General features: G+C 55.9%; 9 protein-coding genes. All 9 read right to left on the bottom strand.

Features of this window, described 5'->3' with window-relative positions; genetic code table 11:
- Positions 1 to 127: 127 nt before the first annotated feature.
- Complete coding sequence (locus HMPREF2927_RS05035; protein WP_070686096.1) at positions 128 to 442, bottom strand: hypothetical protein; 315 nt, start codon at positions 440 to 442, stop codon at positions 128 to 130.
- Positions 423 to 1868, bottom strand: coding sequence for a hypothetical protein (locus HMPREF2927_RS05030; RefSeq protein WP_070686095.1), 1446 nt, complete (start codon positions 1866 to 1868; stop codon positions 423 to 425). The genes HMPREF2927_RS05035 and HMPREF2927_RS05030 overlap by 20 nt, the downstream gene beginning before the upstream one ends.
- The gene (locus HMPREF2927_RS05025; protein WP_070686092.1) at positions 1865 to 2584 is read right to left on the bottom strand and encodes an ABC transporter ATP-binding protein; all 720 of its coding nucleotides are present in this window, start codon (positions 2582 to 2584) and stop codon (positions 1865 to 1867) included. The genes HMPREF2927_RS05030 and HMPREF2927_RS05025 overlap by 4 nt, the downstream gene beginning before the upstream one ends.
- 137 nt (positions 2585 to 2721) lie before the next feature.
- Positions 2722 to 3003, bottom strand: coding sequence for a hypothetical protein (locus HMPREF2927_RS05020; protein ID WP_083311184.1), 282 nt, complete (start codon positions 3001 to 3003; stop codon positions 2722 to 2724).
- 604 nt (positions 3004 to 3607) lie between these two features.
- On the bottom strand, positions 3608 to 4954 hold the full coding sequence (locus HMPREF2927_RS05015; RefSeq protein ID WP_070686090.1) for a glycosyl hydrolase family 28-related protein: 1347 nt from the start codon (positions 4952 to 4954) through the stop codon (positions 3608 to 3610).
- 660 nt (positions 4955 to 5614) lie between these two features.
- On the bottom strand, positions 5615 to 6613 hold the full coding sequence (locus HMPREF2927_RS05010) for a bile acid:sodium symporter family protein (protein ID WP_369825426.1): 999 nt from the start codon (positions 6611 to 6613) through the stop codon (positions 5615 to 5617).
- Between the two features lie 249 nt (positions 6614 to 6862).
- A complete protein-coding gene (locus tag HMPREF2927_RS05005) occupies positions 6863 to 8479 on the bottom strand; it encodes a M48 family metallopeptidase (protein ID WP_070686088.1) in 1617 nt (538 codons plus the stop codon).
- A gap of 290 nt (positions 8480 to 8769) precedes the next feature.
- Entirely contained in the window at positions 8770 to 9906 is a 1137-nt protein-coding gene (locus tag HMPREF2927_RS05000; RefSeq protein ID WP_070686087.1) for an acetate/propionate family kinase, read from the bottom strand.
- A 273-nt stretch (positions 9907 to 10179) separates the two neighbouring features.
- A complete protein-coding gene (locus HMPREF2927_RS04995) occupies positions 10180 to 13032 on the bottom strand; it encodes a hypothetical protein (RefSeq protein WP_246827360.1) in 2853 nt (950 codons plus the stop codon).
- Between the last annotated feature and the right edge of the window lie 335 nt (positions 13033 to 13367).

Here is a 13367-nt window from a genome sequence, read left to right as displayed (position 1 = left end):
CTACAGTACATCCGCACCATATCGCGAGGAACCACCGTAGCGACCACAATATAGCAACCGCTAGGTGCCTCGATTGATGCAACAGGGATGTCTCCTGTGAAAGTTCAAGAGTTCGCCGGCTCATTCCTTAGGATTTCTCTGCAATGAGCTGAGCACGGTAGGCGGAAAGTCGCTTATACGCCACAATCACAGCAAAGATGAAAATCGTCAAGAGAATGAGCGTCACCACCACGGGCGCAGGATTTACCATACTCATTTGCATGCGAACTCCCCCACCCGGAAGTGCCCCTGACTCCAAGAGTACTGCCCCAAAGAAAGCTTCTCCCTTAGAGACGTTTTCATTCAGGCTAAAGAGCGTATAGATGGTGCTTCCAATAACTACCGCTACAGTGGCTACTGCAGCAGTAGCAAGCGAAGAAATACTATAGATGAACCATTTCATGGCGCACTCCTTTTTCATTACGGGAAATTCCCAAGACACTAAAGAACACGGCGAATCCAAGAAGCACCGCGATAATGGTCACGTTAACCTCCGTTGGGAGCCCAAACATATTCAGGCCCAACGCAAAAGTTGCAACGACCGATAGCAGAAGAATCACACCAATAACCACAGAGAATGGATTTCCCTTTTCTGGTGGGAAGATAATACCCACGAGATTAGTCATGACGATAGATACCAGCCCAAACCCAAAAACGGTCAGGATATCTGATAGCTGACCTCCTTGCGCTAGATAAACCGTTCCAAGAACTGCACCTAGCGCAAGCATGATAGTTGCCTGCGAACCGATCAGCTGAAGATAAAACACACCTGCCGATTGGCGGAACGGAGTAAGGCGACGCAGGGGTTCAGAAGATGCGTACGCGTATATTCCTAAGAAAGCAGGAAGAAGAATGTACGCCGGAGGCGCATTCCAGCTCTTCCACGGAATTGCAAAAGCTGCCACCACAGCAGATACCAGCACAAACTGGTTCTCGAAGCTACGGAACTGCATCAGCACCAAAGTGCCAAATCGCGTGTTAGCAAGACTTCCAGGTAGCGCGAGGAAATAGCTCCTGAGCGGAGTGTAGTCCTTCGGCGCAATTGCTATAGCTAGAGCTAGTAGCAGTCCACATACTCCTAGCAAGGCGAGTACAGCACCCGTTGCTCCTAGTACCCCTCCGATAGCTTCCTCAATACGGAGAAACGCCAGCTGGGGCATCCATGGGGCCGTATCTTCAAGCAAACGAATCCGCATGTACTCCACACTTTGGTCACGCATCAGGCTAAATGCAATAGCCATAAGACCTGCAAGAAGAGCAGGAATCACAAGACCGCGCAAACGTGCCATTCCCATGAGGGCAAGGAGTCGCTCTACTCCCAAATGAATTACTAGCAGGATCAGGTAAGTAACAAGAGCTGGTGACACAACACCCAACAGGAAGAGCTCCGCAGCTTTCCACCCCACGACAATGCTACAAGCAATAGCCAGCGCACTTGAAAGAGCAATAGTAGCTGTTCCGACAAGAAGCATCTCGAATACAACACTCGCAATCAAGCGTTCCTTATTCGTCGCAGGAAGAGTGTACGTAAGTTCTGTTAGCTCATCTGCTTTCAGGAATAGAATTCGCACAATTGTGTAAAACGCAGCAACCCAGAAAATAGATGAAATACCCATTCCTTCTAGCAACGGCGCTACTATTTCTGGGTTATTAAATGTTTGCTTAACAACACTGATGCTCAGTAGAACATATCCTGCGTATAGCGCTAAGACACCAAAAAATACGGCGTAACGAATTGGTCGATTTGCCAGAACTCCCCTTCCTAAAACGCGGCGGCGCAGGAAAAGGAAATAGAAGTGAACGAGCTGATTAACCGCACTGAACCTCATAGGTCCCCCTCGATTTCATCCACAGTTTTTCGGACCATTGCGTCGAGAGTGCCAAAGCGTTCTAGCAGAGCATCGGTAGCGTCGTCCTCGAGCACTACGCCGCGGTGGAGGAAGGTAACACGGTCTGCGCACCTTTCTAGAAGCGTGAAGTCGTGGCTGCACAGCAGGATTCCGCATCCTTCATTGCGTAATGTACGCATATCGCGTTCAAAGGTGTAAATTGCGTCGATGTCGATTCCGTTAAGCGTCTCATCAATGAGAGTGAGCGGTCGACGCAATAGCAACGCTGCAATGAGCTGAGTTTTCTTGCGCATGCCGTGGGAGTAGTCTTCCATCAGGTCGTGCTGTCGACCTGTCATCTGGTAACGCTTAAAGTACTCCGCTACAGCATTCTCATCCACTTTCTCCTTGTACAGAGAGTGGATAAAACGCAGATATTCCAGACCGGTCAGGAATTCCGGTAGATAGTCGTTGCTTGCCAGGTACATCAAGGAGGTGCGAGCAGCAAGGCTCCGATGCTCATGACCACTAATCTGAATATCGCCATCTTTGGAGTGTAGAAGGTTACTTATCAGCTTCATGAGCGTGGATTTTCCAGAGCCATTAGGTCCAATTAGTCCATGAATTTCTCCGGAAGAAACTTGGAGATGAACGTCGGTGAGGGCGGGTTTCCCAGCCCCGTACGCGTAGGTAATATCGTGCGCGTTGAGAAGCATATATGTCACACCCTTCATTGTGTGTTGACCAGAAATTATTCGGTGATTGGAAGTTGTTACGAAAGGGGCGGGCGGTCTCTTTTGGAGTCCCACCCCTTCCGTAGTTCTCAAATTCAGGGCATGGTCACCCTAAGTCGTTAGACGCATTCTACGAAAACACGGTTATAGCCCGCGCCCCATTCCCAGTTGCCAGTGAACCGGAACCTACCCTGCTGAAAGCACCAAATGGCCATAGCAGCAAAGAAAACAACCGACAGAACCAGCAGTACTGCCAGAAGGACAAGGAACCACCCGTCATAACGGATGATGAGCTTATTAGCCTCATTCTTGAGGCGGGCGGGGGCGCTCAATGCGCTTACTGCCATGCGATCAACCATGCTCGCAGAGGACGGAACGTGAACAGCGGATACTGCCGACATTTTTACTCCTTCAGACTATGTTGTCTTTTGACACCAGTCTGGAAACAAATAAGTCCAGCCTGGTTTTATTTACACCAGGCTGGATCTTACATCGCTCCAGACTGGGGCTTATATCACGCCAGATTGGGGCTTACATTGCACCAGGCTGAAGCTTTGCACTCAAGTGTAATATGTTTACGCGTGCAATACTACCCTATTTGAGGAATATTCTTGAAAATTTTTCTCATTAACATTTATTGGGTAGATTCCTGAACGGTCAGGCTCAGATTATCTACTAAAAACACATCCACAAGCGGATTCATCAAGAGATTGATGACAGCATAATAAGCAAATACGGCAGGGAGTGATTCTGGTGCGGCAAGTTGAGCATGTTGCGGCAAATATATTGGTACGCGCTGAACCAAGCACCAAGGGGTCAGCTTTTGCTCAAGAGTACCGCAATATACAGGCCTAATCGACCATAGACACTGCAGCACTTACCGCCATCACTCAGAGAGGGGCGTTAAACGCCTGAGGGGCGGGGATTACTCCCCACCCCTCAGACGTATACGTTTTAAGATTTTGTGGTCACGAGCCTCAGCCCGCAGAACTCAACCCGTGAGGGTTAGCCCATGAACACGCCGTTGCCGCGCTTCTCCAGCTGCTTCGGCGCGAAAGTCGCGTGGCGGATGTGGTCCACCTCGATGAGCACGTTATCGCCCATCGCACCGGTCACGTGAACGCGGCGGCCGATCATGTTGTTATCACCAATACGGTCATCCTTCGCGGACGCAGTCGTAATGTGCATATCGCGAATGTTGTTCTCAATGTAGAAACCGTACAGGGAAGCCTTCGCCCAGCTGTAAGGGTTGTGCGAACGAGGAGCCACGAAGCGGCTACCGCGTGCATTACGGCCAATGTACCAGTTCGCCGCCTCGTCACCTCGAGCACCGCCGGTAACAGCATCCTGGAAGCTCGAAGACTCACCCAGGCAGCCAATGAACTGGTTGTTGCCCCACTCCACGAGCCAGCCGTGACCGGCGTTCTCCTGGGCGGTGCAGCCAATGAACATGTTGCGGGTGCCCTGAATGAACCAGCCTGCACCCACGTGGCGGGTCTTCACCTCGTACAGGGCGTTCTTACCCTGGTTGCGCTTGTTGAACCAGCTGGTGGACGCCTCGAACTTGGACTGAGAAGTGTAAATCTCGATACCCGCGTAGGTGCCGAAGCTCATGTTTGCGTCAGAGACGTCAATCATGGAGAACTTGTTATCTGCCGCGCCGGGGGTGTCACCCTCACGGCCGCGCAGCGGGTGGCCGACAGGCTTGCCGACCAGCAGGCCCTGGCGCAGGGTCTGGCGGATGCGCAGCTTGTCAATCTTCATGCCCTGGTCGTCCAGGCCCAGGATCGCAACGCCAATAGCAGTGTCCCAGATTTCGATGTTGGACAGGGTGGGAACTGCGTCCGGCTCACCGGGGTTAGCGTCCGCAATGCGGGTGTGAAAGATGACGCCTGCAACGTTGTCGACGGGCTGGGTGTGCTTCTCCAGGAAAATCTGGTTGCTCTTGGAATCCAGCGACAGGTTGTACTTGTTGGTGCGGATAAACAGGTCACGCACGCCCATACGCATGGGCTTGTTCTGGTTGGTGCCACCGCTCATGGGGGTGGTGTAGCTACCGGTGTGGAAAACGCCGGTGCATTCGTAGCTACCATTCTTAGATGACGGGATGCTCTTGTCGGTGAAAGCGACGATTCGGGTTGCCTGGCCGTGGCCGAAAATCTCGACGCGGTGCTTCATTTCGATGAAGGGGTAGGAGACGCGGTACATGCCGCCGGGAATCTCCACAGATCCGCCACCCTGTGCAGCAACGTCATCGATAGCCTTCTGGATAGCACTGGTGGAGTCTCGTACGCCGGTGGGGTCAGCGTTGTACTTGGAATCGCATACGTTCACGCTCATGATGGTAGCCATGGTGTGTCCTCTTTCTTGGCGGATACAGACAGCGATTAGCGCATAGATGGAATCTACGCGCGTGATTAAGCTGAGTGTATCCAGTTGTGTTTGAGTGAATAAGTGGTTTTGAGCTTCCTGCCGGTTGAGCGAGTGAGTCTCTTCCGGTGTGGGATGCGGGCGGGGAGTGAATCCACTGCATCAACGCTCGTGGGCGGCGTGAGGGAGTGAATCTCAACCATTCCCATGTGAGTCATAAATTCTTGCATACAGGATGCAAATCTATCTAACCCACGACAAAATATTTTAGGGCAAAATTAGGGAGCTTTTGTCGCTCAACACACGATAGTGTTGATTGTCTCCCCGGTCACTTTTATGCAATAGAGTGCACATAACCCACAGAAAACCGACTGACCAGCATAGATACTATATTTTGCACGCGTATGCACTAGTCAGGGGAATTTTCACTAAAGCGCGCAACATCACTTTACGGGCAGGTCAACTAGGCCCAAAGATCCCATTAAAACCCCTCATCAGAGGCTTATCTCACAGGCTCAGAAGCCCAAGAATAGCACCCGCCGGGCGCCCATCAGAGACCCCACCAGAGCACCCAATCAGCACCCCGGCAGACGCTTCTAATAGACACCCGGCGAGCACCCCCGGCAGATAGGGTTCAAGCCCCTACTGAACTTCCTTCGCGGAGGCGGCACCCACCACATCCAGGCGCGCATAGCGGCCCGCAAGCCAGGTACAAATCATCAACTGAACCTGATGGAAAATCATGATCGGCAGCATCATCAGACCCAGCGAGCCCGCACCAAAAATAATGATCGCCATCGGCAGGCCAGCCGCCAGCGACTTCTTCGAACCGCAGAACTGAATCGTAATACGGTCGGCACGGTTGAAGCCCAGACGCTTAGCCAGCTGGTCAGTCAGCCACAGCATGAACACCACGATAATCGCCATGAGCACGACCAGCAGCACAATCTGCCACCACGCCACGCGCGTCCACACGCCCTGCACCACCGAAGCGGAAAACGCCGAATACACGATCATCATGACCGAGAACTTATCCAGCCACTTGGTCGTCGGCTTCTTGGCGAACTCCCCCACCCAGCGGCGCGTCAACTGACCGAGCACGAACGGCAGAAACAGCTGAATGGCGATATCCAGGAAGACTGTTCCAGAGAACTCAATATGGCCCGTGTTCATCAGCAGCATGGCGAGCAGCGGGGTCGCCACCACACCCACAATCGAAGAGAGCGAGGCGCTCACAATCGCCGCCGCCACGTTACCGCCCGCAATCGAAGTGAACGCAATCGACGCCTGCACGGTCGAGGGCACAAAGGTCAAGAACAGAATGCCCATGTACAGCCCATCACCGAGTACAAAACGCAGCGGTGAGAGCGCCAAACCGACCAGCGGGAACAGCACGAACGTGCAGCTGAGAATCATCAGGTGCAGACGCCAGTGGGTCAGGCCGCGAATAGCCTCCGTGGTGGAGAGGCGAGCGCCGTACAGGTAGAACAGCAGGGCGACCGCGAACTTCGTTCCGGTGCTGAACCAGTCGGCGAAGTCGCCGCGCGCCGGCACAATAATTGCGAGGATAACCGCGCTAATGAGCATGGTCAGCAGCGGGTCGAGTTTGATGGAGCGAAGTGATGAAAGCATGCTGTCCATTCTAGACCTGCGCCTGTGTGAAGGTACCGGGGTGCCGGGTGCATCTCAGCTGCAGGGCGGCCGGAGGTGAAGGTTACGGGCGGCTCATGCCAGGCAACCCGAACGACTGCAGCAACCGGCTACGAGCCTGTGAGGAGGCGGTTAACGACAGAACCCGCCGGAGCGCCTAGGCACCCCGACGGGTTCGTGAAGGTTATTGAGCTATGCGGTCCAGATGAGGCGATTAGAGCGCACCCTGGCGGCTACTGGCTACTTCTTATCGCCGTCGAAGCCATAACCGTACGAGCCACCCTCAGAGGAGTCGTTGCCGTACTGGCCGTAACCGTACTGCTCGGGAGCAGACTGACCGTTAGAAGACTGGCCGTTAGGCTGGCCATTAGAAGGCTGCTCAGGTGCGGGCTGGCCTGCACCATTCTGACTTGCGGCAGGCTGACCGAAGCCGGGCTGCTGACCGTACGCAGGCTGACCCGGTGCGGGCATCTGCGGGCCACCGGGAGCACCCGGTGCCGGCGAGCCACCGGCGGCAGCGTACGCATCCCAACGCTGACCGTGGAAGGCACGAGCCTGCTCGGTGAGCCAGCCAGCGAACAGCGTAGAGTTCGCGTCGAACTCGGGGGCGTTCTTGGGCTTGGAGTACACGTCCACGGTTTCCAGGGTGTGGTCTGCCCAAACGTCCTGGTGTTCACGCATGAACTCGGTGGACTGAATCGGGTCGGGCCACATGTGCACCGGCTCCGCCGCCGGGATCAGGACAGGAACGCGCGGTGCGGTGTCCTTGACCGGGTTCTCAGTCGGGCGCCAGAACAGGCGGCCGGGCTGGGTGCGGTCACGCAGCGCGTGCGCACGCCAGGTGAGTATGGGGTGGCTTGCCAGCAGGTTCACGTACCAGACGGCAAGACCGCGGTCGGTGACGGCACGGTCGGCAAGCTCATCGAAGTTGACCTGCTTGTTCAGGTACTTACCTGCCGCAAGCACCTTGACAGCACCCTCCGCACCCTCGGGGCAGAAACGGTAGCCGAAGTTATCGGCGGTGTATTCCTGCGAGCGGGACAGTGCACTCGACAGCACCGGAATCTGGTTGAACAGCGTAGTGAAAATCAGACGGAAATAACCGACGTGACCTGCGGCGATGTGACCAACCTCGTGGCCAATAATGAAGCGCAGCGCCTGCGGATCACGGGACTTACCACCGATTTCAAACAGGTCAGAGTACAGGCAAATGTAGCGGCGGAAACCGTGACCTGCCGCGAAAGCGTTCATGGTGCCGTTACCGAGAACAACGTACGCATCCGGCACACGGCGCAGACCTGCCGCCTCAGCTGCTTCGGCGAGCATCTGGTACGCCTCAGGGAACTGGGTGGGGGTGATACGCACACCGCGCACACGCTGCTGCGCGTAGTAGATTGCACGAACAATGAAGATGACAAGCGGGCCCAGGAGGAGCAGGCTAACCGTCTGGAAAATCAGGTCTTCCATGCTTGCCGTGGTGCTATCGGAAGAAGGTACACGAACCGAGCCTTCACCGGTTGAGCTGAAGACGTAACGCATCATCGAGCTGAACAGGTCAGCCAACGCCATGAACAGCACAATGTAGCCGACCGCGGTGACCGCGTAGGCGGCAACCAGCCACGGAATTTCAGAGGGGTGACGCAGCGCGTGCAGCACCTTCGGCGGCAGCATCGACTGGTAGGCGAAGAGCCTCGGCTGGGGCAGGGGGCTGACCGGCTTCTGGCGCTCGTCTTCGGGGAGCCAGCCGGCGGAGAGGTCCTGCGGGAGGGGCTCACCGAGGGCACGGAATGCCTGCTGGCCGGGCTGGGCGTTGAACTGCCCGCCGGGCTGCTGGTGGTTTTCAGGGGGTTGAGTCATGTCTCGTCCGCTTCGTATCGAGTGTTATCTGATTCCACTCTATCGTTTTTGGGCACTTACTAGTGAATGTGAATACGCTTTTTCTCATAGAATGCTCATTCGCGACGCTACAGTACGCCACAGTGCTGGGATGCGCAGTGCCAGGATACACAGCGCCGGGGCGCACAGTGCAGAGGCTCCGGGGTGAGCAGCCTTGCGGGCATAAGAAATCCGCCGTAGCACCCATACAGAATGGGCGCCACGGCGGATCATTTTACGCTGAGCCGCCTACACGGCGGGGTGCGTGGGGCTTAGAGGCTCTTGACGAGTTCCTCGGTAGCCTCAGCGATAGCCTTCTCCTCGTTGGTGGGGATGACCAGCACCTTGATAGCGGAATCCTCGGTGGAAATCACGCGCGGCTCGGGAGAACGCTTAGCGTTCTCTTCCTCGTTGTACTTGACACCCAGTGCGCCGAGGCGGTCCAGGACCAGCTTGCGGAAGTCGCCGGAGTTCTCACCGATACCTGCGGTGAAGATCAGTGCCTGCGCGCCGCCAACAACCAGGTTGTAGCCGCCAATGTACTTGATCAGGCGGTAGGAGGTCATGTCCAGTGCGAGCTGTGCACGCTCGTCGCCGGACTGTGCAGCCTCAACGACCTTACGCATGTCGTTGGAGCCAGCCAGTGCGAGCAGACCGGACTCCTTGTTCAGGATGGTGTCCAGGCGTTCACCGTCAATGCCCTCACGGGACAGGATGGTGGTCAGTGCCGAGGGGTCGATGTCGCCGGAGCGGGTACCCATAATCAGGCCGGCCAGCGGGGTGTAGCCCATGGAGGTGTCGACGGACTTGCCGCCCTTCACAGCGGTCACGGACGCGCCGTTACCGAGGTGAGCGACAACGCCGTTGAACTCGTCGCGTGCAATGCCGAGCATGTCAGCTGCAACGTGGGAGACGTACTCGTGGCTGGTGCCGTGGAAGCCGTAGCGGCGGATGCTGTACTTGTCAGCCAGGTCGTAGGGGATCGCGTAGCGCCATGCTTCTTCGGGCATGGTGGAGTGGAACGCGGTGTCGAAGATAGCGACCTGCGGCAGGGAGGGCCACTTGTGCATTGCTGCGCGCATGCCCTGAACGTGTGCGGGGTTGTGCAGCGGTGCCAGCGGAGAGAGGTCGTCGATCTGCTGGACAACTTCTTCAGTCAGCAGGGTGGGGTGGGTGAACTTCTCTGCACCCTGCACCACGCGGTGGCCGACTGCCTGCAGCTCACGGCCTGCCAGGACGGGCTCAAGCTTCTCGGACATGATGTCGAATGCGACCTCGTGGTTGGGCACGTCGGTGCCGATGTTTTCGACGAGGCCGGAGGTCAGCATCTGCTCTGCCTCGGGCAGGGAGGTGTCACGCACCTGGTACTTCAGGGAGGAAGAACCGGCGTTCACAACGAGAATAAGCATGAAAGTATCTTCTTTCGTAGTTTTCTTTTCGTTCCATTCTCGCACTTTTCGAGCCTGCGTGCGAGACGGCCCCGACTGTGTTTTTAACGGGGGTTTTTATCGCGGGCGGTATCAGGGCATTATCGGGGGCAGGAGGGGCGAGTGTGCACAGTGCGGCGCCGTACTCGTTCAGAAGTGCCACCGACGAATCGGTCCAGGCTATAGGTTTGGCCCTATAGATTCGCATTTCGTCCTCGATAGTTCTTGGAGAAAAAACGTAGTACCTGGGTCAGCTCACGCATCTAAATTCACCACTTCTTTGAAACAATCAAGGTTAGAGCGCGAGTGAAGGACAATCACAACCTGCTTGTCACTGCCCTCGATAGCGCACGCCATCGATTCGAGCTCAGCGCGCTCCTCTGACGGAGTGAGACCCTTCAAGGTCTCATCAAGCAACACAAGCCGGGCAGCGCCTTCACGTAACACGAAACGCGCAAGCATGAGCCCGCTCGAATTCGATGCTTCAGATGCGAACGGATCGATATCTGGTACGATTACCACTTCGCCTTGGGGATACCGGCGGTATAGAGCATCAAGCATGACGGACTTCCCCGCGCCAGTTGGTCCAATCAAGGCAACCATAGAACACCCAGAGTCAAGAACACTCTCAAGCAGAGCCAGGTCAGCAGACCGCACGGGCGGATAAGAACGGTCGGCCCGGTACTCTTCAAGCATCCGAACACGCTCCGCAGTCAAGCTGACTACACCAACCTGTTGCAGCGTCTCCACCGTAGATTGGATGCCAGATGACAGAGTTACTGCAAAATATATTACGACCGCGGGAGCAACCACTGAGTTCGATCCTTCGACCATCAGTGCCAATACCACTGCAGAAACATTCAGTGACAACACAAGCGACTGAATCAGTCCCGTACGCAGTGCGTAGGCGTTCGCCAACTGAATCGAGCTGCTGACGTATGCAGCCTCCGAATGAGCGTAGGCTTCTTCTCCAGCCCGACGCAGCCCTGCACTGACGGGCGCAGCGTGTAAGCCAGCCTGGGCACCAGCCACCCCGATGAAGTCACCTCGGCGATTGGCAGCCGTCGTCGAGGCAGGGAGAATCCACTTTGAACCCTGACGCATAGCAAGCATCGCTAGGGGTGCTACCGCCAACACAGCGATTATGAACAGCGGGGCGCCGGCCACTGCGCCTCCGATGAGCATAAAGGTCTGTAGAATGACCATAAATACCGAACCCAGGGCGCTAGGCACCGACATCTGAAGGTCGGAGAAGTCTTCACCCATCCGCCCCATGACCGCACCGCTTGTTCTAGGAGTAGCGAATCGATCGAGCCTGCGTATAACCCGGTCGTGCAAATCGCTCAGCCTAGCGATGGGAGCCCAGTAGAGCGGGCCAAAGAACATGACGGACCCAATAATTGCTGCCAGTGCGCAAGCAGCTGACACTTCAGCAACCTGAGCAGACAGCCCATCACTGTGAGCAATCGTCAATGCAAAAGCAACTTCGGATCCGCTCAAGAGTAGGGCGCCACACGTAATCCACACCAAATGCGGTCCAAACAACAACAGGGCCGATCGTCGGAATGTGGCACGCTTCGGCTCAGGGTCAGGAAGGTCCTGTCCCTCGCTCACCTCCATCGAACCAGCATCTGCCTCCTTAGCTGCCCCGGGGCTATGAGCCTGCAACTCAAGAGGGTCTACCCTCGCATCATTGCCGGAGGTGAAGGCACTCGGTACGTACTCCTCCGAGCTTGCCAGAAGTGTGCACGTTGGCACGCACTCTAAGATCCTCTCGGCAACCACTTCACGTGCTACAGGATCAAGCGCTGCGAACGTATCGTCCAAAATTAGCCAGTCCGGTTTGTCTGCCAAAACGATAGCGACAGCAGCACGGTGTCTCTCTCCTGACGACAAGGTTGTTGCGTCTTGCCAGAACCGCCCGATCACATCCTCAGTGAGCCCCATACCTAAAGCGAGGCTAGTGAATCGGGATACCTGATGTGGCGAAGCAGAAGCTCGCCACGCTGACAACACCGAATGGGACACTTCCGGGTTGCGTGGTACGAAAGCAGAATCGGGGGTGGTCACGGATGTGCGCAATGCTTCAGCGCGCTCAGACGTAGCTGCAAGCACCTCTCTAGAGTTTGAAGGCTGCCCCACCCAGTCCTGCTGTTTAACCATGCAATTTGGAGACGACTCGAGCTTGTCGAGCTCACGCATCATTGGCACAGCGAGCCGAATAACCCGATAGTTTACGATGTTGTTCTGCACCGCTGCGTACAGGTAGCGGGCTGCCAAAATAATTCCAATACCGAAATGAGCGGATGGCCAGAGCCACGCGCCGAGAACCGCAACCACAGCGAGCACCGCAGTTAGTGCTCCCCGTTCAAGGAATCCATTCAGGATCTGCAACGGGACTCGTCTGTGCAGAAGCTGCTCTTCGGTGTTTCGGATGCTAGCGACCTTGTCCAGGGCGGTACCCCAGCTGGGGATGCTTTGCCCTCGAGGCAGCGCGTTTGCTACACGCTGGATCCACTGCCGACGCTCTCCCTCTAGAGCGACGTACTGTTCCCATAGTCGGCCCACCAAGTTGATGAGACGGACGCTGACGAATACCAATCCAGTGATGAGCAACGCAGCGAAGGCGCCGCTTGCACCATATAGCGCGAGCGAAACCGCGAGAAAGGCAATAATCTGAACGGTTGAAACGGCGAAATCAACAACGAAGGCAAACTGGCTGATCTGTGTTGGGTATGTGAGAACATGTCCGTGAGCTTCCGGCGGATGGGATGACCTACTAAAGATGTCCCGGAAACGGCGGTATGTGAGCTGTCGAACCGCGATCGTGAGAATAAGCTCTTGGCGTTCCTTCACCCAGTACCCTAGGCTTTCAGCCAGGAAAGCGAAGATGAGTAACCAAATAGCACTGCCTGGGGTCCTCTCACCTGACGTTACCCGGCCGATACCTGCCGTAATCATCAGAGCCCCTGCAACATTCAGTAGGCCAGCGGTGAAGACGGTGAAACTCGTGCTCGTTGGCGCGAATATCAAAGCAAGCCAGCGGATCCGTCTCGGCAGGTTCCGCGCTATCCTTTGATAGCGCGCATACAAGTGCTCGATGGGCATGTCTCTCAGATGCAGGCTAGGAGCAGCGCTCTGTGTTTCGCCCCGTCGCTTGTGATTGATCACCATTATGTTTCCAGTCATTCGGTATTCGAGTTCAGGTGTACGGCCTCGTTAATAAGTTCGTCGTTCGGAAAACGGGCTTGGAGGTCGTTGAGAGCTATCTGGACATCTATGCTCGGATCGAGAGCAGTCCGAGCCTGCATGAGCAAAAGCTCTCCCTCAGCCTTCGACTTCGCATCGAGTTGCGCCTGCGCGGCGCGGGATCTGGCTTGCACAGTCCATTCGGGCGTTTCCGCCTCATATGATGCGCGTAGCATGTCCAGGACAGCCTCATC

It is taken from the genome of Rothia sp. HMSC061E04 (assembly GCF_001813685.1).
Taxonomy (GTDB): Bacteria; Actinomycetota; Actinomycetes; order Actinomycetales; family Micrococcaceae; genus Rothia; species Rothia mucilaginosa.
This window is presented reverse-complemented; position numbering and strand designations above follow the sequence as displayed.